Annotated in this window: 20 protein-coding genes and 1 other RNA gene; 13 read left to right on the plus strand and 8 right to left on the minus strand. The window is 61.5% G+C overall.

The features are described from left to right. Window positions 1–56: 56 nt before the first annotated feature. Window positions 57–683 (minus strand): HlyD family secretion protein, encoded by a 627-nt coding sequence (locus HMPREF9710_RS18900; protein WP_157225641.1) that lies wholly within the window; start codon window positions 681–683, stop codon window positions 57–59. A gap of 80 nt (window positions 684–763) precedes the next feature. On the opposite strand from HMPREF9710_RS18900, the gene HMPREF9710_RS18910 reads away from it, so the two are divergent. After that, window positions 764–2013 (plus strand): IS3 family transposase gene (locus HMPREF9710_RS18910; protein ID WP_229409725.1). Its coding sequence is split into 2 segments (ribosomal slippage): window positions 764–1049 and window positions 1049–2013, totalling 1251 coding nucleotides; the frame shifts between segments, so codons are not numbered across the junction. 1 nt (window position 2014) lies between these two features. On the opposite strand, the gene HMPREF9710_RS18915 is transcribed toward HMPREF9710_RS18910, so the two are convergent. After that, window positions 2015–2641, minus strand: a complete 627-nt coding sequence (locus tag HMPREF9710_RS18915; protein ID WP_157225641.1) for an HlyD family secretion protein — start codon at window positions 2639–2641, stop codon at window positions 2015–2017. A gap of 80 nt (window positions 2642–2721) precedes the next feature. Here HMPREF9710_RS18915 and HMPREF9710_RS18925 point away from each other — a divergent pair. Next, a protein-coding gene (locus HMPREF9710_RS18925; protein ID WP_229409725.1) for an IS3 family transposase occupies window positions 2722–3971 on the plus strand; the annotation gives its coding sequence in 2 pieces (ribosomal slippage) (window positions 2722–3007 and window positions 3007–3971; 1251 coding nt in all). A gap of 1 nt (window position 3972) precedes the next feature. Here HMPREF9710_RS18925 and HMPREF9710_RS18930 read toward each other — a convergent pair. After that, on the minus strand, window positions 3973–4599 hold the full coding sequence (locus tag HMPREF9710_RS18930) for an HlyD family secretion protein (protein WP_157225641.1): 627 nt from the start codon (window positions 4597–4599) through the stop codon (window positions 3973–3975). Between the two features lie 80 nt (window positions 4600–4679). On the opposite strand from HMPREF9710_RS18930, the gene HMPREF9710_RS18940 reads away from it, so the two are divergent. The 3 genes from HMPREF9710_RS18940 (at window position 4680) to HMPREF9710_RS28015 (ending at window position 7157) form a co-directional block, all read left to right on the plus strand. Continuing rightward, window positions 4680–5929, plus strand: a protein-coding gene (locus HMPREF9710_RS18940) for an IS3 family transposase (RefSeq protein ID WP_229409725.1) whose coding sequence is annotated in 2 segments (ribosomal slippage) — window positions 4680–4965 and window positions 4965–5929 — 1251 coding nt in all. Because the reading frame shifts where the segments join, the coding sequence is not laid out codon by codon here. A gap of 713 nt (window positions 5930–6642) precedes the next feature. After that, the gene (locus HMPREF9710_RS28010; protein ID WP_157225642.1) at window positions 6643–6786 is read left to right on the plus strand and encodes a hypothetical protein; all 144 of its coding nucleotides are present in this window, start codon (window positions 6643–6645) and stop codon (window positions 6784–6786) included. Between the two features lie 179 nt (window positions 6787–6965). Further along, complete coding sequence (locus HMPREF9710_RS28015; RefSeq protein WP_157225643.1) at window positions 6966–7157, plus strand: hypothetical protein; 192 nt, start codon at window positions 6966–6968, stop codon at window positions 7155–7157. Between the two features lie 845 nt (window positions 7158–8002). On the opposite strand, the gene ssrA is transcribed toward HMPREF9710_RS28015, so the two are convergent. Then, window positions 8003–8361: a transfer-messenger RNA gene (gene ssrA, locus HMPREF9710_RS27305) on the minus strand. Between the two features lie 150 nt (window positions 8362–8511). Between ssrA and HMPREF9710_RS18945 the strand changes: the two genes are divergently transcribed. Beyond that, window positions 8512–9369, plus strand: coding sequence for a class I SAM-dependent methyltransferase (locus HMPREF9710_RS18945; RefSeq protein WP_040777478.1), 858 nt, complete (start codon window positions 8512–8514; stop codon window positions 9367–9369). A 40-nt stretch (window positions 9370–9409) separates the two neighbouring features. Here the strand turns inward: HMPREF9710_RS18945 and HMPREF9710_RS28850 are convergent, their stop codons facing one another. The 4 genes from HMPREF9710_RS28850 to ompA all read right to left on the minus strand — a co-directional run bounded on the left by HMPREF9710_RS28850 (window position 9410) and on the right by ompA (window position 12405). Then, window positions 9410–10027 (minus strand): glycine zipper 2TM domain-containing protein, encoded by a 618-nt coding sequence (locus tag HMPREF9710_RS28850; RefSeq protein ID WP_005668969.1) that lies wholly within the window; start codon window positions 10025–10027, stop codon window positions 9410–9412. Between the two features lie 162 nt (window positions 10028–10189). Beyond that, window positions 10190–10897, minus strand: a complete 708-nt coding sequence (locus HMPREF9710_RS18955) for an HAD family hydrolase (protein WP_005668972.1) — start codon at window positions 10895–10897, stop codon at window positions 10190–10192. Window positions 10898–10902: 5 nt separating this feature from the next. Continuing rightward, window positions 10903–11607, minus strand: coding sequence for a bifunctional 2-polyprenyl-6-hydroxyphenol methylase/3-demethylubiquinol 3-O-methyltransferase UbiG (gene ubiG, locus HMPREF9710_RS18960; protein WP_005668974.1), 705 nt, complete (start codon window positions 11605–11607; stop codon window positions 10903–10905). A 90-nt stretch (window positions 11608–11697) separates the two neighbouring features. Then, window positions 11698–12405, minus strand: coding sequence for an outer membrane protein OmpA (ompA, locus tag HMPREF9710_RS18965; protein WP_005668975.1), 708 nt, complete (start codon window positions 12403–12405; stop codon window positions 11698–11700). Between the two features lie 385 nt (window positions 12406–12790). Here ompA and gyrA point away from each other — a divergent pair, with 385 nt between their 5' ends. From gyrA to aroA, 7 genes are all read left to right on the plus strand, one after another. Beyond that, window positions 12791–15406, plus strand: a complete 2616-nt coding sequence (gene gyrA, locus HMPREF9710_RS18970) for a DNA gyrase subunit A (RefSeq protein ID WP_005668977.1) — start codon at window positions 12791–12793, stop codon at window positions 15404–15406. Between the two features lie 91 nt (window positions 15407–15497). After that, window positions 15498–16049: a DUF2059 domain-containing protein gene (locus HMPREF9710_RS18975; protein WP_005668979.1), complete on the plus strand. Its 552-nt coding sequence runs from the start codon at window positions 15498–15500 to the stop codon at window positions 16047–16049. A gap of 17 nt (window positions 16050–16066) precedes the next feature. After that, window positions 16067–17152, plus strand: a complete 1086-nt coding sequence (gene serC / locus HMPREF9710_RS18980; RefSeq protein WP_005668981.1) for a 3-phosphoserine/phosphohydroxythreonine transaminase — start codon at window positions 16067–16069, stop codon at window positions 17150–17152. A 75-nt stretch (window positions 17153–17227) separates the two neighbouring features. Beyond that, window positions 17228–18298: a prephenate dehydratase gene (gene pheA / locus HMPREF9710_RS18985; RefSeq protein ID WP_005668982.1), complete on the plus strand. Its 1071-nt coding sequence runs from the start codon at window positions 17228–17230 to the stop codon at window positions 18296–18298. 18 nt (window positions 18299–18316) lie between these two features. Next, window positions 18317–19435, plus strand: coding sequence for a histidinol-phosphate transaminase (gene hisC / locus HMPREF9710_RS18990; RefSeq protein ID WP_005668985.1), 1119 nt, complete (start codon window positions 18317–18319; stop codon window positions 19433–19435). Then, the gene (locus HMPREF9710_RS18995; RefSeq protein ID WP_005668987.1) at window positions 19436–20344 is read left to right on the plus strand and encodes a prephenate dehydrogenase; all 909 of its coding nucleotides are present in this window, start codon (window positions 19436–19438) and stop codon (window positions 20342–20344) included. After that, the gene (gene aroA, locus HMPREF9710_RS19000; protein ID WP_005668989.1) at window positions 20341–21672 is read left to right on the plus strand and encodes a 3-phosphoshikimate 1-carboxyvinyltransferase; all 1332 of its coding nucleotides are present in this window, start codon (window positions 20341–20343) and stop codon (window positions 21670–21672) included. The genes HMPREF9710_RS18995 and aroA overlap by 4 nt, the downstream gene beginning before the upstream one ends. Window positions 21673–21679 lie beyond the last annotated feature (7 nt).

Consider the following 21679-nt stretch of genomic DNA (forward strand, 5'->3'; position numbering starts at 1 on the left):
CGGCGGAACGGGGCAGCGCCGGGCAGCTGCTGAAGTGGAAATGGACACAGCTTAAACTAGCCGGCTGAGTGTCTTGACTGATGGGTCCACTTTAGTGCAATGTCCTGCTCCTCTGCCTGGGTACTAGCCAATTCGCGCTGAATCGTGGATCGAATGCGCTCGATCTCAAGCTGGCGTTGCCGCTGATCGAGCAACTCGGCTTCCCGTTCCTGCAGTTGCGCTGCTGAAATGTAGTTTGTAGCTTTTAATTGTACGAAGCGTGCGAAATTTTGCTCTGACAAGGTAACGCGCTGCTTTTGCATAAAGGCCTGTCTGTCGAGGCCTTTGATTTCACCGCGTAGATCAAACGCACGTTGTCTCAAGGCCGAGCGTCGATACTTGAACTGCGTTCGGGCTTGCAGGAGCTCGGTATGAAAATTGTCGCGGCGGCGCGCCAGCAATTCGGAAATCAGGTCTTCCGTAGAGCGTAGATTGGAGGTGCTGCGTTCACTGGAAACGACGAATAGGATCTCACCTTCGCGCACGAGCTGTCCGTCCTTAACATGAACCTCCTTGATGACGCCGGCTTGGCTGGAAAAAACGCGCGTTACTCCGGCAGTCGGCATTAGCATCCCCTGAATCGGCACCTTACGGATAGTTTCAAACGTGGCGAAAAATATAATGAGCAGCAGCGTCAGGGTCACGAACACGCTGGTGAGGATTATAGTGGACCCCGAATCTGAGACGGTGGTTTAAGCTGTCGTCCGCGAAAGGATGACAGCGAATGAGTGAAGGTAAAAAACGCAGGGTGCACAGCGCCGAGTTCAAGGCCAAGGTTGGGTTGGAAGCGGTGCGTGGGGTGAAGACGGTGACGGAGATTGCGCAGGAATTCGGCGTGCATCCAGTACTGGTGGGCCAGTGGAAGAAGGAGATCCTGGAGAACGCCGGCGCCCTGTTCGACGTCAAGCGCGGGCCGAAGCCGGTGGACGAAAGCAGCCCGGAGGACAAGCTGTACAGCGAGATCGGCAAGCTGAAGATGCAGGTGGATTGGCTCAAAAAAAAGCTTGGGGAATGAGTCCGGCCGAGCGGGCACGGTGGATCGAGCGCGAGGACAAGATACCGCTGACGATGCAGTGCGAGCTGGCCGGCGTGCCGCGTTCGACCGTGTATCGGCGGCTGGAGGCGGCGGCCCGACAGGAATGCATCGAGGAGGAGGACGGCCAGCTGCGCGCCCTGATCGACGAGGAGTACACCAGCCGCCCGTTCTACGGCAGCCGGCGCATGGCGGTCTTCCTGCGAGGCCGAGAGCACCGCGTCAACCGCAAGCGCGTGCAGCGCCTGATGCGGGAAATGGGCTTGGCGGGCATGGCGCCGGGGCCGTCCACGAGCAAGCCGCACCCGCAGCACAAGGTCTATCCCTATCTGCTGCGCGGGGTGGCGGTCACGCGGCCGAACCAGGTGTGGAGTACGGACCTGACGTACATTCGGCTGGCGCGCGGCTTTGCCTACCTGGTGGCGGTCATCGATTGGTACTCGCGTCGTGTGCTGGCCTGGCGCATCAGCAACAGCATGGACGCGTCGTTCTGCGTGGACTGTCTGGAGGAGGCATTGCGCCACCACGGCAAGCCCGAGGTATTCAACAGCGACCAGGGCTCGCAGTTCACCAGTGACGCCTTTACCAGCGTGCTCAAGCGCGAAGGCGTGGCCATCAGCATGGATGGGCGAGGACGGGCGCTGGACAACATCTTCGTCGAGCGCCTGTGGCGCAACGTGAAGTACGAGGACGTGTACCTGAAGGGCTACGCCAACATGGCCGAGCTGACAGTCGGCCTGGCACAGTACTTCGCGTTTTACAACGCCGAGCGTCCACACCAGGCGCTGGGCTACGAGACGCCAGATCATGTCTACCGTGCCGGTGTTGGAGGAGGTGCGTTGATCGTCGACAAGTTCGGCGACGCGGACCAAGAGCCGGAGAAAAACGGCGGAACGGGGCAGCGCCGGGCAGCTGCTGAAGTGGAAATGGACACAGCTTAAACTAGCCGGCTGAGTGTCTTGACTGATGGGTCCACTTTAGTGCAATGTCCTGCTCCTCTGCCTGGGTACTAGCCAATTCGCGCTGAATCGTGGATCGAATGCGCTCGATCTCAAGCTGGCGTTGCCGCTGATCGAGCAACTCGGCTTCCCGTTCCTGCAGTTGCGCTGCTGAAATGTAGTTTGTAGCTTTTAATTGTACGAAGCGTGCGAAATTTTGCTCTGACAAGGTAACGCGCTGCTTTTGCATAAAGGCCTGTCTGTCGAGGCCTTTGATTTCACCGCGTAGATCAAACGCACGTTGTCTCAAGGCCGAGCGTCGATACTTGAACTGCGTTCGGGCTTGCAGGAGCTCGGTATGAAAATTGTCGCGGCGGCGCGCCAGCAATTCGGAAATCAGGTCTTCCGTAGAGCGTAGATTGGAGGTGCTGCGTTCACTGGAAACGACGAATAGGATCTCACCTTCGCGCACGAGCTGTCCGTCCTTAACATGAACCTCCTTGATGACGCCGGCTTGGCTGGAAAAAACGCGCGTTACTCCGGCAGTCGGCATTAGCATCCCCTGAATCGGCACCTTACGGATAGTTTCAAACGTGGCGAAAAATATAATGAGCAGCAGCGTCAGGGTCACGAACACGCTGGTGAGGATTATAGTGGACCCCGAATCTGAGACGGTGGTTTAAGCTGTCGTCCGCGAAAGGATGACAGCGAATGAGTGAAGGTAAAAAACGCAGGGTGCACAGCGCCGAGTTCAAGGCCAAGGTTGGGTTGGAAGCGGTGCGTGGGGTGAAGACGGTGACGGAGATTGCGCAGGAATTCGGCGTGCATCCAGTACTGGTGGGCCAGTGGAAGAAGGAGATCCTGGAGAACGCCGGCGCCCTGTTCGACGTCAAGCGCGGGCCGAAGCCGGTGGACGAAAGCAGCCCGGAGGACAAGCTGTACAGCGAGATCGGCAAGCTGAAGATGCAGGTGGATTGGCTCAAAAAAAAGCTTGGGGAATGAGTCCGGCCGAGCGGGCACGGTGGATCGAGCGCGAGGACAAGATACCGCTGACGATGCAGTGCGAGCTGGCCGGCGTGCCGCGTTCGACCGTGTATCGGCGGCTGGAGGCGGCGGCCCGACAGGAATGCATCGAGGAGGAGGACGGCCAGCTGCGCGCCCTGATCGACGAGGAGTACACCAGCCGCCCGTTCTACGGCAGCCGGCGCATGGCGGTCTTCCTGCGAGGCCGAGAGCACCGCGTCAACCGCAAGCGCGTGCAGCGCCTGATGCGGGAAATGGGCTTGGCGGGCATGGCGCCGGGGCCGTCCACGAGCAAGCCGCACCCGCAGCACAAGGTCTATCCCTATCTGCTGCGCGGGGTGGCGGTCACGCGGCCGAACCAGGTGTGGAGTACGGACCTGACGTACATTCGGCTGGCGCGCGGCTTTGCCTACCTGGTGGCGGTCATCGATTGGTACTCGCGTCGTGTGCTGGCCTGGCGCATCAGCAACAGCATGGACGCGTCGTTCTGCGTGGACTGTCTGGAGGAGGCATTGCGCCACCACGGCAAGCCCGAGGTATTCAACAGCGACCAGGGCTCGCAGTTCACCAGTGACGCCTTTACCAGCGTGCTCAAGCGCGAAGGCGTGGCCATCAGCATGGATGGGCGAGGACGGGCGCTGGACAACATCTTCGTCGAGCGCCTGTGGCGCAACGTGAAGTACGAGGACGTGTACCTGAAGGGCTACGCCAACATGGCCGAGCTGACAGTCGGCCTGGCACAGTACTTCGCGTTTTACAACGCCGAGCGTCCACACCAGGCGCTGGGCTACGAGACGCCAGATCATGTCTACCGTGCCGGTGTTGGAGGAGGTGCGTTGATCGTCGACAAGTTCGGCGACGCGGACCAAGAGCCGGAGAAAAACGGCGGAACGGGGCAGCGCCGGGCAGCTGCTGAAGTGGAAATGGACACAGCTTAAACTAGCCGGCTGAGTGTCTTGACTGATGGGTCCACTTTAGTGCAATGTCCTGCTCCTCTGCCTGGGTACTAGCCAATTCGCGCTGAATCGTGGATCGAATGCGCTCGATCTCAAGCTGGCGTTGCCGCTGATCGAGCAACTCGGCTTCCCGTTCCTGCAGTTGCGCTGCTGAAATGTAGTTTGTAGCTTTTAATTGTACGAAGCGTGCGAAATTTTGCTCTGACAAGGTAACGCGCTGCTTTTGCATAAAGGCCTGTCTGTCGAGGCCTTTGATTTCACCGCGTAGATCAAACGCACGTTGTCTCAAGGCCGAGCGTCGATACTTGAACTGCGTTCGGGCTTGCAGGAGCTCGGTATGAAAATTGTCGCGGCGGCGCGCCAGCAATTCGGAAATCAGGTCTTCCGTAGAGCGTAGATTGGAGGTGCTGCGTTCACTGGAAACGACGAATAGGATCTCACCTTCGCGCACGAGCTGTCCGTCCTTAACATGAACCTCCTTGATGACGCCGGCTTGGCTGGAAAAAACGCGCGTTACTCCGGCAGTCGGCATTAGCATCCCCTGAATCGGCACCTTACGGATAGTTTCAAACGTGGCGAAAAATATAATGAGCAGCAGCGTCAGGGTCACGAACACGCTGGTGAGGATTATAGTGGACCCCGAATCTGAGACGGTGGTTTAAGCTGTCGTCCGCGAAAGGATGACAGCGAATGAGTGAAGGTAAAAAACGCAGGGTGCACAGCGCCGAGTTCAAGGCCAAGGTTGGGTTGGAAGCGGTGCGTGGGGTGAAGACGGTGACGGAGATTGCGCAGGAATTCGGCGTGCATCCAGTACTGGTGGGCCAGTGGAAGAAGGAGATCCTGGAGAACGCCGGCGCCCTGTTCGACGTCAAGCGCGGGCCGAAGCCGGTGGACGAAAGCAGCCCGGAGGACAAGCTGTACAGCGAGATCGGCAAGCTGAAGATGCAGGTGGATTGGCTCAAAAAAAAGCTTGGGGAATGAGTCCGGCCGAGCGGGCACGGTGGATCGAGCGCGAGGACAAGATACCGCTGACGATGCAGTGCGAGCTGGCCGGCGTGCCGCGTTCGACCGTGTATCGGCGGCTGGAGGCGGCGGCCCGACAGGAATGCATCGAGGAGGAGGACGGCCAGCTGCGCGCCCTGATCGACGAGGAGTACACCAGCCGCCCGTTCTACGGCAGCCGGCGCATGGCGGTCTTCCTGCGAGGCCGAGAGCACCGCGTCAACCGCAAGCGCGTGCAGCGCCTGATGCGGGAAATGGGCTTGGCGGGCATGGCGCCGGGGCCGTCCACGAGCAAGCCGCACCCGCAGCACAAGGTCTATCCCTATCTGCTGCGCGGGGTGGCGGTCACGCGGCCGAACCAGGTGTGGAGTACGGACCTGACGTACATTCGGCTGGCGCGCGGCTTTGCCTACCTGGTGGCGGTCATCGATTGGTACTCGCGTCGTGTGCTGGCCTGGCGCATCAGCAACAGCATGGACGCGTCGTTCTGCGTGGACTGTCTGGAGGAGGCATTGCGCCACCACGGCAAGCCCGAGGTATTCAACAGCGACCAGGGCTCGCAGTTCACCAGTGACGCCTTTACCAGCGTGCTCAAGCGCGAAGGCGTGGCCATCAGCATGGATGGGCGAGGACGGGCGCTGGACAACATCTTCGTCGAGCGCCTGTGGCGCAACGTGAAGTACGAGGACGTGTACCTGAAGGGCTACGCCAACATGGCCGAGCTGACAGTCGGCCTGGCACAGTACTTCGCGTTTTACAACGCCGAGCGTCCACACCAGGCGCTGGGCTACGAGACGCCAGATCATGTCTACCGTGCCGGTGTTGGAGGAGGTGCGTTGATCGTCGACAAGTTCGGCGACGCGGACCAAGAGCCGGAGAAAAACGGCGGAACGGGGCAGCGCCGGGCAGCTGCTGAAGTGGAAATGGACACAGCTTAAACTAGCCGGCTGAGTGTCTTGACTGATGGGTCCACTTTAGATTATATGACTGATGTGACGGGTTAGGATTACTCTGCCGCACGCGTGAACTGTTACATGTTCAATGGCTTGTTGGCGAAATAATGACTTACGTATGGGATCGGATGACTGCGTAGCCTGTGTTTTTCCTTTTTCATCCGTGGGGAGAACGGTATTGTGCAAAGTAGCTCCTCTCAAGATGCTTCTGGGAAATCCATCAGCAAACTTATTGTATGGAGGAGGGGAATATAGGAATGTATCGGCGTCATCAACAACTGTAGACGCATATCAACAATGTGTGCAGTCACGAGGAAAAGCATACAGATTTATCAATAAAGAAAATATAACGATCTCGTGCCGACGTCATATTCGGGAAGAATGCTTCACGAGGCAGAAGAGGCGCATGTATTGCGCTTACTTAGTAAAGCGGCAACAAAACGAGCTGAAGTCAAAGAAGAGATGTAGATATAGAAATATTTTCTGAAATTTGCTCTTAAGCAAAAAAACTTCTCTTTCGTAAATATTCTGTTGACAGTCACATTTACGTTTTGCAATACTGTCTCTGCCGTCTAAGCTGTTCATAGTAATGTCACATGTACTTATTTTTACTCCAGAGTTTCGGATGCTGATGAGTGCCGACTTACATGAATATGTGTTTCTAACGGCCGTCCTATTAAATTTTAAAGGAAAATATCATGCAAGAAATGAATGTGTTTGAGATTGATGAGGTCAGTGGCGGCCTTCTTATGATTCCTTTGTGGGCTTTTTATGCTGCTGGCGGAACTGCAGGGGTTGCGGCCGGCTGGCAGTTTGGTCGTGCACTTTTCTGTGATCAATGAGTCGATAAATTACGCCACGACTTAGATGGAGAGGGAAATGAAAAAAGAGCTTCCATTTGGTGCAATGGCTGGCCCAGCACTCTTTTTCTTGGCCGTCTACTCGGGTTGGGTATTGGGTAGATTTTACTTCTGTGGCATCGCAATTTAACCGTTTCAATCATTAATTAGGAGGTGGTGTAATGATCGCTATTGATTCGACTAATAAGGGCAGTGTTGCACTGCTAACCGAAGCTGAGATAGATCAAGTTGGCGGCGCGGTTGGCCCCCTCGTCGCCTATGCTCTTTGGACGGCTGGTGGAGCAGTTGTTGGCTTCGCAGGCGCTGCAATCGTTCATTACTTTGGTAACGGTAATCATTCGCACGCGAAATAAGATTTGCCCCCCTTCCCGAAGGGCATTGGGGGGCTTTTTTATATGTTAATTTCCTGCAGATAAAAATATTAATTTTTCGGTCCGAACTATCATCAGTTCTTGATAAAAACCTTCACACGTGCCTTAGAAGCTCTGGAGCTGATAGTCCACTTAGAGATCGTAAACATGTTTATGCGGGGCAGTTATTGACTAAATAGGTGATGATATTGCCGATAGGTTTCCCTGTCTTCCTTTTGCCGGTGATCTTGGTGAGAAGTGCGATCGCGGCTGTGTCGGATCTAACTGGCCTCTCCTTCAGTATGAGAGCTACGAAAGTACTGGCAAGAATCTCTCGATATAAATGGATAGCGATCTAAATCAGTTCAGCCTTGGCGTGTTCGCCCGATAGGCGTGCCGCCGGCGTACTGTCCCGTACTACTTGAATCGCCGACTTCTTCGCCTAAAGCGAATGGCCTGATTCGCATGGCAACTCGGCTCACGTCGGTCGCCCGAATTCATCAAGCTGATCCCGGCGATCAGATCGAGTCTCTTGCTCTGTCGCTAGATCGCTTCTTTATGTAGCAAAGTGGCCCTACAAGCGGGTGGAAGGTATCTTGGCTGAGGGCGATCAACTAAATTGCGTCGGTAGTATTATTTCTGCTCTGTGAACTGAGCAGTTCACTGTGGCTTAACGAAAACGACGGCGCGGGCACGTTCGATCAGAATTTCAAAAGGTACAATATTCCGCAGCGACTATAGTATGAAAGTTGACGAAGAGTGATGTGATATTCGGCTCGAACCCGCGACCGAAACTGTCGCCAGAAAAGGAAAAGCCGCTGACGAATCAGCGGCTTTTGGAAAGAGGTTGGTGGAGGCGGCGGGAATCGAACCCGCGTCCGCAAGCACTCTACAGACAGTTCTACATACTTAGCACTATCATTTGATTTGACCTGCACAACGGGGATGTGCACCCTTTGTACAAGCGAGTTACCTTAAATTTCGGAAGCAACCAAGTAACCCGGTTGATTCCTAGCCTCTGTAAATGACTCTACCAGTCTTGCGACTCACCCCAGAGGCGAGGTGTTGTAGAGCTAGCAGCAATTAAGCTGCTTGTGCGTACGAGTTATCGTTTGCAGTTATTGATTTCTGGATGTATTTACGAGGTAACCAGTCCTCGGTATGCCCTGCGCTGCTTTGCAACCCACGTCGAAACCAGGTCGCCCCCAACGTCAAGAACCTCTATTGTACTCCAAGCGCTGAGGATGTACAGCGCCGTTCCTTAGCGCCTGCTTAAAGTCTGTCACCATAAAAAACCTACAATGCATAGCTTAATTGCAATATGCTAAAGGGATTCGAGATGCTGACGAGGTTCGACATGACGTGTATCGTTTGTGGCAACACCAAGGTGGCTGGCCTGGCCGGATGGCATGCGACCTGCCCGGCTTGCAACTATGAAAGCGCCGCCCTGAGCGTCGTCATCAATGCGCATACCGGTCCCGCCGTTGACGAAGTCGAGCGTGAGGCTGGCCTCAAGGCGCTGCGCCTCGAGAACTTCCGCACCATCGTCGCCTGGGCCCGGCAGCACGTGAGCGTCAGCCGGCCGCGCCTGCTCGACGTCGGCAGCGCCCACGGTTGGTTTCTCGAGACGGCGCGCGAACAGTTCGACGTGCTGGGCGTGGAGCCGGATGCGGTGGTCGGCGCCCGCGCCGCCGCGCGCGGCTTGCCGGTACGCTCCGGCTACTTTCCGGATGTGCTCAAGGACGGCGAACGCTTCGACGTCATCGTGTTCAACGACGTGATCGAACACATTCCCGACATCCGCAGCGCGCTGGCCGCCTGCCACGCGCGCCTGCACGACGGCGGTATCCTGATCCTCAACCTGCCCAACAGCCGCGGCTTCTTCTACCGGTTGTCGAAGCTGATCGCGCGCCTGGGCTGGCGCGGGCCGTTCGAGCGCCTGTGGCAGAAAGACCTGCCGTCGCCGCACGTTCACTACTTCAATCCGCGCAATCTGCAGCAGCTGGTCGTGGGGCAGGGCTTCGAGCTGGCCGAGGCGGCCGAGCTGCCGGCGCTGCGCGCGAAGGGCTTATTGGAGCGCCTGCGCTGCGCCGGCAATGTGCCGACCGTATCGCTCTACCTGCAATATGTCGCGATCATGTGCGCGATTCCCGTCTTGCGCATGTTCCCGAGTGACATCATCGTCGGCGTGTTCAAAAAAAAGGCCGCAGACTGAAGGTCCGCGGCCAAGGGAGAGAGAGTTAGTTAGCGCTTGCTTAGCGGCCGTTGCGGTTGGCGATTTCGTTGCCGATGATGCCGCCGCCGATCACGCCGGCGACAGTCGCCAGCTTCTTGCCGTTGCCGCCGCCGATCTGGTTGCCGATCAGGCCACCGATCACGGCGCCGGTGCCGATGCCGACATAGTTCGGCTGCTGGGCCGGGGCCGGGGCCGGCTGCGAGTAGCGCGGTTCTTCATAGCGCGCCGGCTGCGGCGCGGCGTGCACCACCCGGGTCTTCTCGACCACTTTCACCACCGGCTTTTCCTTGACGATCACGGTCGGCTGCGGTTGCGGTTGGACTGCCGGCTGGGCATACGCCACCTGCTGGGCCGGGACCATTGCCGGCACCATTGCCGGGACCATCTGCTGGCCGGCCGCCGCCACCGGCGCCATCTGGCCAGGCTGGGCGGCATAGCCGTTCACCGGCGCCTGCATGCCCGCTTGCGGCATGGCATACGGCGAGGCCGCTGCCAGCGGCAGGCTTGGCTCGGGCGCGCTGTTCGAGGTAGGCAGCAGACCGGTGATCGCGGCGGCGCCGGTCAGGCTCACGATAATGACCGACGCGGCGGCAGCGGCCATCAGTGGGTGAATGCGGTTGGTGGTCGTATTTTCCATGATCTGCTCCATAAGGTATGGCGTGTTCGTATGGACGTAGATTACTGGCGAGCCGGACCGAGAGATAGACATGCCCCTGTATCAATCGTAAATAGATGTAAGCACAGGGCAGAAATGAAAAACGGCGCCGCGAGGGGCGCCGTAACGGACGAATGTCAGAGATCAGGCCGCGTGCTCGGCCTGTCGCGCCGCTTCGGAGACTTGCCCCAGCAGCGCCAGCAGCTCGGCCGGCGTGTCGAGCAGGTAGTCCGCGCCCCAGGTCGATGGTTCGATCGCGCCGCAATAGCCCCAGGCGCAGGCGACGGTGACCATGCCGGCCGCGCGTCCGGCCTCGATGTCGCGCAGGTCGTCGCCCACGTACCAGCACTGTTCTGGTGCAAGGCCGAGGCGGCGCGCGCCTTCCAGCAGCGGGGCGGGGTGGGGTTTGGCGAAGCCCGTGGTGTCGCCCGAGACGATGCAGCCGGCGTGCGCCAGTGCGATCTGCGGCACCAGCGGATCGGTGAAGCGCGACGGTTTGTTGGTGACGATGCCCCAGGCCATGCCGGCGTCCGAAATACCGTCCAGCAGCTCGGGAATGCCGTCGAACAGCGTCGTGTGCAGCGACATCGCCGACTGGTAGCGCTCGAACCAGGCCAGGCGCAATTCCTCGTAGCCGTCGTCGCCCGGCGCCAGGCCGAAGGCGGCGCCGATCATGCCGCGCGCGCCGGCCGAGGCGGTCGGACGCAGCGCCTCGTATGGGGTCGGGTCCAGGCCACGTTCGGTGCGCAGCCAGTTGACGGCCGCGGCGAGGTCGGGCGCCGTGTCGGCCAGCGTGCCGTCGAGGTCGAACAGGATGGCACGCGGTGCCGGCATCACGGTGGGAAAGGTCATGTCGTTCAGAGCGGTTTGCTGCACGCCACCATGTAGTTCACATCGGTGTCGTTGTTCAGCGAGTAGATCTTGGTCAGCGGGTTGTAGGTCAGGCCCTTCAGGCCGTCGACCTGCAGGCCGGCCTGGCGTATGAACTGCGCCAGCTCGGCCGGCGTGATGAACTTGCCGTAGTCGTGGGTGCCGCGCGGCAGCATGCGCAGCACGTACTCGGCGCCGATCACGGCGAACAGGTAAGACTTGGGGTTGCGGTTCAGGGTCGAGAAGAACACGTGGCCGCCCGGTTTCACCAGCTTGGCGGCGGCGCGCACGATCGAGGCCGGGTCAGGCACGTGCTCCAGCATTTCCATGCAGGTGACGACGTCGAACTGGCCGGCTTCCTGCTCGGCCATCTCTTCGGCCGCGATGTGCTTGTAGCGCACCTCGACGCCCGATTCCAGGCTGTGCAGGTCGGCCACCTTGAGCGCCTTCTTGGACAGGTCGATGCCCGTCACCTTGGCGCCCTTGCGCGCCATCGATTCGGACAGCACGCCGCCGCCGCAACCGATGTCGATCACGTTCTTGCCGCTAAGTGGCGCGCGCGCATTGATCCACTCGAGGCGCAAGGGGTTGATTTCGTGCAGCGGTCGGAATTCCGAGGTCGGGTCCCACCAGCGGTGGGCCAGTTCGCTGAACTTCTGGATTTCTAATGGGTCTGCGTTTGTCGTCGTCATGGCTCGAATAATAGCGGATTTGATGCGGGGGAACGGCTTACCAATGAAAAAACCCCGCCGCAGCGGGGTTTCGATGGCGCTCGGCCTGGATTACTTGTTGACGGTACGGGTACCGACGACTTCGATTTCCACGCGACGGTTCTGGGCGCGGCCTTCGGCGGTCTTGTTGTCCGCTTTCGGCTGGCTTTCGCCCTTGCCTTCGGTGTAGATGCGGGTTTCTTCGATGCCTTTGCCTTTCAGGTAGGCCTTGACGGCTTCGGCGCGGCGGATCGACAGCTTCTGGTTGTAGGCATCGGTGCCGATCGAGTCGGTGTGGCCGACGGCGATGATGACTTCCAGGTTCATGTCGCCCAGCTTGGCGCTCAGCTCATCCAGCGAAGCCTTGCCGGCCGGCTTCAGGATCGCCTTGTCGAAGTCGAAGAAGGCGTCGGCCGAGTAGCTGACTTTTTCCGAGGTCGGCACTGGCGCGGCCACGACTGGCGCAGGCGCTGGAGCCGGTGCCGGCGCTGCCGGTGGCGGCGGAGCGACGCACTTGCCGTTTTCGAGTTTCTCTGGCTCGACGCACAGTGGCGCATCGCAGCCCGGGACCGCGTCGGCCGGGGTCCAGTAGCCGGTGCGCCAGCACAGGCCGAAAGGATTGCGCGCGATCACGCCGCGGGAGTCCTGCACATAGGCGCTGTATGGGGTGCGAGCCTGAATGTCGGTGGTCAGCGGCGCGTAGGGTGGGGCGCTTTGGGCGGAGGCGACGCCCGCAATCGCGGCCGACGCTGCGAGCAGAACAGTGATCAGTTTCTTCATATTCTTTTCCTTTCGGTTAATTCCGTAGCGATTCAGACAGGCTCCATGTGGTCATAAGATTAACACGGCGGCCGCTCCGTCTGTTTCGTATTATGAAACAAGCAATTGACTTCCTGTCCATTTTGCCACATGCACCAAAATCGCACGACTGCACCCAAATCAAACATCAAGCATTAATTGCTTGACGTTGTTTTGCCGCAACATTTCCACAAGCGTACCCGGCCGGGGACGACAATGCTGGAAATTTCGTGGTCATTCCATCGGTCGACCCTTGATTTCTGGCATCCATAGTGGGCCGGTCGGAATTGAGCAACTGCTATCTGTCGCATGGTAGAATCGTCCGTTGCAACTTATAACCATCGCCTGAAAGCAGTCGACCCGCCCAATGGATCAATTCGCAAAAGAAACAGTCCCGATTTCCCTCGAAGAAGAGATGCGCAAGAGCTACCTAGATTACGCCATGAGCGTGATCGTGGGCCGTGCGCTGCCGGACGTACGCGACGGCCTGAAGCCGGTGCACCGCCGTGTGCTCTACGCGATGCACGAGATGAACAACGTGTGGAACCGTCCCTACCTCAAGTGCGCGCGCGTCGTCGGCGACACGATGGGTAAATTCCACCCGCACGGCGACTCGTCGATCTACGACACCCTGGTCCGCATGGCCCAGGACTTCTCGCTGCGCTACACCCTGGTCGACGGCCAGGGCAACTTCGGCTCGATCGACGGCGACAGCGCTGCGGCGATGCGTTACACCGAATGCCGCCTCGACCGCATCTCGGGCGAGATCCTGGCCGACATCGACAAGGACACCGTCGACTTCCAGCCGAACTACGACGGCAAGGAAAAGGAACCGACGGTCTTGCCGACCCGCATCCCGAACCTGCTGATCAACGGTTCGTCCGGCATCGCGGTCGGCATGGCGACCAATATTCCGCCGCACAATCTGTCCGAAGTCATCAACGGCGCGATGCATGTGCTGCGCAATCCGGACTGCACCATCGACGAGCTGATCGAGCTGATCCCGGCGCCGGACTTCCCGACCGCCGGCATCATCTACGGCGTCTCGGGCGTGCGCGACGGTTACCGCACCGGCCGTGGCCGCGTGGTGATGCGCGCCAAGACCCACTTCGAGGAAGTGGGCCGCGACGGCAGCCGCACCGCGATCATCATCGACGAGCTGCCGTATCAGGTAAATAAAAAATCGCTGCTCGAGCGCATCGCCGAGAACGTGCGCGACAAGAAGCTCGAAGGCATTTCCGACATCCGCGACGAGTCCGACAAATCGGGCATGCGCGTGGTGATCGAACTCAAGCGCGGTGAAGTGCCTGAAGTCGTGCTGAATAATCTGTACAAGCAGACCCAGCTGCAAGACACCTTCGGCATGAATATGGTGGCGCTGGTCAATGGCCAGCCGAAGCTGCTGAACCTCAAGCAGATGCTCGAGTGCTTCCTGTCGCACCGCCGCGAAGTGGTCACCCGCCGCACCGTGTTCGAGCTGCGCAAGGCGCGCGACCGCGGCCACATGCTCGAAGGCCTGGCCGTCGCGCTGGCGAACATCGACGACTTCATCGCCATCATCAAGGCCGCGCCGACCCCGCCGGTCGCCAAGGTCGAGCTGATGGACCGCGCCTGGGATTCGTCCCTGGTGCGCGAGATGCTCAATCGTACCGAACTGGGCGAGTCGGGCGGCATCGCGGCCTTCCGTCCGGAGCACCTGCCGAAGCACTACGGCATGCAGCAGAACGGCCTGTACAAGCTGTCGGACGAGCAGGCGCAAGAGATCCTGCAGATGCGCCTCCAGCGCCTGACCGGCCTGGAGCAGGACAAGATCGTCAACGAGTACAAGGAAGTGATGGCCCACATCGCCGACCTGCTCGACATCCTGGCCAAGCCGGAGCGCGTCACCACGATCATCGTCGACGAGATGACCGCCATCAAGGCCGAGTACGCCGACAATGGCAAGGACACCCGCCGTTCGACCATCGAGCACAACGCCAGCGACCTCGAGACCGAAGACCTGATCACCCCGCAGGACATGGTGGTGACCCTGTCGCACGCCGGCTACATGAAGGCGCAGCCGATCTCCGAATACCGCGCCCAGAAGCGCGGCGGCCGCGGCAAGCAGGCGACGGCGACCAAGGACGAAGACTGGATCGACCAGCTGTTCATCGCCAATACCCACGACTACATGCTGTGCTTCAGCAACCGTGGCCGCATGTACTGGCTCAAGGTGTGGGAAGTGCCGCAAGGCTCGCGTAATTCGCGCGGCAAGCCGATCGTCAACATGTTCCCGCTGCAGGACAACGAGAAGATCACCGTCGTGCTGCCGCTGCAGGGCGAGAACCGCACCTTCCCCGAAGACCACTACGTCTTCATGTCGACCTCGCTGGGCACCGTCAAGAAGACGCCGCTGCGCGACTTCAGCAATCCACGCAAGGCCGGCATCATCGCGGTCGACCTCGATGAAGGCGACGTGCTGGTCGGCGCCGCGCTCACCGACGGCAAGCACGACGTGATGCTGTTCTCCGACGGCGGCAAGGCCGTGCGCTTCGACGAGAACGACGTGCGTCCGATGGGCCGCACCGCGCGCGGCGTGCGCGGCATGAACCTCGAGGAAGGCCAGCAGGTCATCGCGCTGCTGGTGGCCGAGAGCGAAGAGCAGACCGTCCTCACCGCCACCGAGAACGGCTTCGGCAAGCGTACCCCGATCACGGAGTACACCCGCCACGGCCGCGGCACCAAGGGCATGATCGCGATCCAGACCAGCGAGCGTAACGGCAAGGTGGTGGCCGCGACCCTGGTCGAGCCAAGCGACGAGATCATGCTGATCACGACCGGCGGCGTGCTGATCCGCACTCGCGTGTCCGAGATCCGCGAGATGGGCCGCGCGACCCAGGGCGTGACCCTGATCGCGGTCGAGGATGGCACCAAGCTGTCCGGCCTGCAGCGCATCGTCGAGACCGACCTCGAAGAAGTCGAGCTCGAACCGGCGCCGGAGTAATGGCGTCCCGGGGCAAGCGTTGCGCATCGGTATGCGTGCGCTTGCCCCCTTCGTTCAATGCAATGGGCGCCAGCGCCCGCCTGGAAAGCCAATGAAAAAAATCCTGCTCGCCGTGACCTGCGCCGCCGCCTTTGCCGGCGCTCCTTCGTTTGCCTTTGCGCAAAGCGCTGCCCCGAGCGAGCAGGAGCGCGCCGCCGTCAAGGAATTGATGGACGCGATGGACGTGCGCAAGATGATGGCCGCCTCGTTCACCGAGATGGAAAAGGCGCTGCCGCAGATGATGCGCGCCCAGGTTACGGCGGTGATCAATGCCGATCCAAGCGCCAGCGACGAGAAGAAGAAGGCCGCGCTGGAGAAGGTCGAACAGGTCCTGCCCGGCGCCGCCGATGCGGTCAACCGCATGTTCCGCGATCCGGCGCTGATCGACGAGATGATGGCCGAGATCGGGCCGCTGTACGCCCGCCACTACTCGGTGGCCGAGCTGAAACAGCTGAGCGCCTTCTATCGCACCCCGCTGGGCCAGAAGATGCTGGCCCTGTCGCCGCGCCTGGCTGCCGAGAGCATGGCGATCGGCCAGAAGATCGTCGCGCCGCGCCTGAACGGCCTGATGCTGGAAGTGATGCAGAACGCCAAGGCCAAATAAATCGTAGAAAGGACCGCATGACCCACGTCTTCAATTTCTCGGCCGGCCCCGCCGTCCTTCCGAAAGAAGTGCTGCAGCAGGCAGCGAGCGAGATGCTCGACTGGCATGGCAGCGGCATGTCGGTGATGGAGATGAGCCATCGCGGTCCAGAATTTTCCAGCATCCACCGCCAGGCGCTCGATGACCTGCGCGAGCTGCTGGACGTGCCGGCCAACTATAAAATCCTGTTCCAGCAGGGCGGGGGGCTGGGGCAGAACGCCATCGTTCCCCTCAACCTGGCCGGTCGCCGCCAGGACCCGGTGATCGACTTCGTCCACACCGGTTCGTGGTCGGGCAAGTCGATCAAGGAAGCGGCGCGCTATGCGCGCGTGAACGTCGCGGCGTCCAGCGAGGCCGAAGGTTTTGCCCGCGTGCCGGCGCGCGGTGCCTGGAAACTGTCGCCGGACGCGGCCTACCTGCACATCTGCACCAACGAGACCATCGACGGCGTCGAATACCCTGACGCGCCGGCGACCGATCCCAATGTGCCGATCGTCGCCGACATGTCTTCGCACATCCTGTCGCGCAAGATCGATATCTCCAAGTTTGGCGTGATCTTCGCCGGCGCCCAGAAGAACATCGGCCCGGCCGGCCTGACCCTGGTGATCGTGCGCGACGACCTGCTCGACTACGCGTCGCCGCAGTGTCCGTCGGCCTTCAACTGGAAGACCTGCGCCGAGCACGATTCGCTGTACAACACGCCGCCGACCTATTCGATCTATATCGCGGGGCTGGTGTTCGCCTGGCTCAAGGCCAATGGCGGCGTGGCCGCGATGGAGGCGCGCAATGTCGAGAAGGCGCGCCTGTTGTACGAGGCGCTTGACCGCGACGATTTCTACGCCAATCGCGTGGCGCCGGAATTCCGTTCGCGCATGAACGTGCCGTTCTACCTGCGCGATGAAGCGCTCAACCAATCATTCCTGGCCGGCGCACAAGCGCGCGGCCTGCTGCAACTGAAGGGCCACAAGTCCGTCGGCGGCATGCGGGCATCGATCTACAACGCGATGCCGATCGAGGGCGTACAGGCCCTCGTCGATTACTTGAACGAGTTCGCCGGTCGTTGAGACCCGCCCCGGCATGCCGGGGCTTTCAGGCGTGCAGCACCGGTCAGGCGAACCAATCGACCATACAGCATAACGATGACAGACAAACTCAAACCCCTGCGCGAACGCATCGATGCGATCGACGCGCAAATCCTCTCGCTGCTCAGCGAGCGCGGCAAGGTCGCGCAAGAGGTCGGCCACGTCAAGGCCGAAACCAACGCCCCGGTGTTCCGTCCCGAGCGCGAAGCGCAAGTGCTGCGCGGCGTCGCCGACCGCAATCCCGGCCCGCTCAAGGACAAGGACGTGCAGACCATCTTCCGCGAGATCATGTCGTCCTGCCGCGCGCTCGAGAAGCGCGTGACGGTCGCCTACCTCGGCCCGAGCGGCACCTTCAGCGAGCAGGCCGTGTTCCAGCAGTTCGGCACCGCCATCGAGACGCTGCCGTGCGTGTCGATCGACGAGGTGTTCCGCGCCACCGAGGCCGGCACCGCCGACTTCGGCGTGGTCCCGGTCGAGAACTCGTCCGAAGGCGCGATCAACCGTTCGCTCGACCTGCTCCTGGGGACCACCACCATCATCAGCGGCGAGGTATCGATCGCCGTGCACCACAGCCTGATGACGAAGACCGGTTCGATGGACGGTGTCAAGGTCGTCTGCGCGCATTCGCAGGCGCTGGCCCAGTGCCAGGTCTGGCTCAACCTGCACCATCCGCACATCGAGCGCCGCGCCGTGGCCTCGAACGCCGAGGCGGCGGTGCTGGCGAGCCAGGATCCGACGGTCGCCGCGATCGCCAGCGAGATGGCGGGCGAGCAGTATCAGCTGGGCGTCGTGCAGGCTCACATCCAGGACGACCCGCACAATCGCACCCGCTTCGTGGTGATCGGCCAGCTGCAGACCGGGCCGTCGGGCAAGGACCGCACCGGCATCGTGCTGGCCGTGCCGAACAAGGCCGGCGCCGTCTACAACCTGCTGGCGCCGCTCGAAAAGCATGGCGTGTCGATGACCCGTTTCGAATCGCGCCCGGCGCGCATCGGCACCTGGGAGTATTACTTCTACGTCGACATCGAGGGCCATGTGCACGACGCCGCGGTGGCGCGCGCGCTCGAGGAACTCAAGGACAACGCCGCCTTCTTCAAGGTGCTCGGGTCCTACCCGCAAAGCCTTTAACAATCAGAGAGAAATCCCATGTCGAAATTTGGTCCTGCGCAGTTCGGTCCCGATTATGTCCGCGCCATCGCCCCTTACCAGGCCGGCAAACCCATCGCCGAAGTCGCCCGCGAGTTCGGCCTCGACGAAGCGACCATCGTCAAGCTGGCTTCCAACGAGAACCCGTTCGGCCTGCCGGAATCGAGCCGCGCCGCGATGCTCGAAGCCGCCGCCGATCTGGGCCGCTACCCGGACGCCAACGGCTTCGATCTGAAAACCGCGCTGTCGCAGCGCTACGACGTGCCGCTCGAGTGGATCACCCTCGGCAACGGCAGCAACGACATCCTGGAGATCGCCGCCCATGCCTTCGTGCAGAAGGGTGAAGCGGTCGTGTATTCCCAGTACTCGTTCGCCGTGTACGCGCTGGCCACGCAGGGCGTGGGCGGACGCGCCATCGTGGTGCCGAGCGTGAACTACGGCCACGACCTGGATGCGATGGCCGCCGCCATCGACGCGGACACGCGCCTGGTCTACGTCGCCAACCCGAACAACCCGACCGGCACCTTCATCCCGGCCGAACAGGTCGAAGCCTTCCTGCAGAAGGTCCCAAGCAACGTGATCGTGGTGCTGGACGAAGCGTATAACGAATACCTGGCGCCGCAGCACCAGTTCGAGTCGAGCGCCTGGGTGCGCAAGTATCCGAACCTGATCGTCTCGCGCACCTTCTCCAAGGCCTACGGCCTGGCCGGCCTGCGCGTGGGCTTCGCCATCGCCCAGCCGGAAGTGACGGACCTGATGAACCGCATCCGCCAGCCGTTCAACGTCAACTCGCTGGCGCAGGCCGCCGCGGTCGCCGCGCTGAACGACAAGGTCTTCCTGGAAAAGGGTGCGAAGAACAACGCCGAAGGCTACAAGCAGATGGTCGCCGCCTTCGAAGAGCTGAAGCTCGAGTATGTGCCGTCGTTCGGCAACTTCGTGCTGGTGAAGGTCGGCGACGACGAAGGCGCCGGCGCGCGCGTGAACCTGGCGCTCCTGAAGCAGGGCGTGATCGTGCGTCCGGTCGGCGCCTACGGCCTGCCGCAGTGGCTGCGCATCTCGATCGGCCTGCCGGAAGAGAATGCCGCCTTCATCGAAGCCCTCAAGAAATCCCTCAGCTGAATGCTCGCTAAAGTCGTTATCGTCGGCGTCGGCCTGATCGGCGGCTCGTTCGCGCTGGCGCTCAAGCGCGCCGGACAGGTGGGCGAGGTGGTCGGCATCGGCCGTCACCCGGAAGCGCTGGCGCGTGCGCTGGAACTGGGCATCGTCGACCGCGTATGCGACGACCATGCCGATGCGCTGCGCGGCGCCGACCTGGTGCTGCTGGCCGCGCCGGTGGCGCAAACGGGTCCTATCCTGGCGGCGCTGCTGCCGCACCTCGGGCCGCAGACGGTCGTGACCGACGCCGGCAGCACGAAGTGCGACGTGGTCGCGGCCGCGCGCGCGGTGCTGGGGGATCGCGTGCGCCAGTTCGTGCCGGGCCACCCGATCGCGGGCAGCGAGTCGAACGGTCCCGACGCCGCGCTGGCCGGACTCTATCAAGGCAAGAAGTGCGTGCTGACGCCGCTGCCGGAGAACGCTGAGCAGGACGTCGAAAAAGTCGCTGGCGCCTGGCGCGCCTGCGGCGCCGTGATCCATACGCTCAGCCCGGAAGACCATGACCGCGTGTTCGCCGCCGTCAGCCATCTGCCGCACCTGCTGGCCTATGCGCTGGTGGACGACATCGCCGCCAAGCCGCATGCGGATCTGCTGTTCCAGTACGCCGCCAGCGGTTTCCGCGACTTCACGCGCATCGCCGGATCGTCGCCCGAGATGTGGCGCGACATCAGCCTGGCCAACCGCGCCGCGCTGCTTACCGAGCTGGATGCATATCTGGCACAATTGACGTCGATGCGGGCCATGCTCGCGGCCGCGGACGGCGTCGGCTTGCAAGGAATCTACGCGACCGCCCAGCGCGCCCGCCGCGAATGGCAAGAGGCCATCGAAGCCGGCGCGCTGGAACGGCGTTCGCCCAATCAGGAAAACACATGACGCAGCAAAAACACTACCCGCAGCATATCGACCTCGAGCCCGTGCTTCATGCGCAGGGAACGGTGCGGCTGCCGGGTTCGAAGTCCATCTCGAACCGCACGCTGCTGCTGGCGGCGCTATCCGAGGGCACGACCACGATCCACGACCTGCTGGCTTCGGACGACACCATGGTGATGCTGGGCGCGCTGCGCTCGCTGGGCATCCAGTGGGACGAAGTCGACGAGCGCACCGTAGTCGTGCACGGCAATGGCGGCGAGCTGCCGAACCATGAAGCCGACCTGTTCATGGGCAATGCCGGCACCGCGATCCGTCCGCTGACGGCGGCGCTGGCCGTGATCGGCGGCGACTATACCTTGCATGGCGTGTCGCGCATGCACGAGCGTCCGATCGGCGACCTGGTCGACGCGCTGAACGAGGTCGGCGCCCAGATCGAGTACACGGGAGAGCAGGGCTTTCCGCCGCTGCGCATCCGCCGCGGCCGCGTCAACCCGCAGCGCATCGCCGTGCGCGGCAATGTGTCGAGCCAGTTCCTGACCGCGCTCCTGATGGCGGCGCCACTGATGGCCAAGACCCATCCGGTGGCGATCGACGTCGTCGGCGAGCTGATCTCGAAGCCGTATATCGAGATCACCCTGAACCTGATGCGCCGCTTCGGCGTCGAGGTCGAGCAGAACGGCTGGGCCTCGTTCACCGTGCATCCCGGCCAGCGCTACCAGAGTCCCGGCACGATCCACGTCGAGGGCGACGCGTCGTCGGCATCCTATTTCCTGGCGGCCGGCGCGATCGCCGGCGGCCCGGTGCGGGTGGAGGGTGTGGGCGAACAGAGCATCCAGGGCGATGTGCGCTTCGCCGACGCGCTCGAGAGGATGGGCGCCATCGTCACCCGCGGCGACAACTGGATCGAAGCGCGCTCGAACGGCGTGCTGAAAGCCATCGACGCCGACTTCAATCACATTCCGGACGCGGCGATGACGATCGCGGTGGCGGCGCTGTATGCCGACGGCCCGAGCACCCTGCGCAATATCGCCAGCTGGCGCGTGAAGGAAACCGACCGCCTGGCCGCCATGGCCACCGAGCTGCGCAAGGTCGGCGCCGAGGTGGAGGAGGGGCCGGACTACATCCGCATCACCCCGCCGGAAGAGCTGAAGCCGGCCACGATCGACACCTACGACGACCACCGCATGGCGATGTGCTTCTCGCTCGCTTCGCTGGATGGCAAGGCGCGCCGCGGCAACGCGATGCGCATCAACGATCCGAAGTGCGTCGCCAAGACCTTCCCCGATTATTTCGAAGCGTTCGCGGGCATCGCGCGCGACGAGCTGTTCTAACCGATTG

Source organism: Massilia timonae CCUG 45783 (genome assembly GCF_000315425.1).
In the GTDB taxonomy this organism is placed as follows: Bacteria; Pseudomonadota; Gammaproteobacteria; order Burkholderiales; family Burkholderiaceae_D; genus Telluria; species Telluria timonae.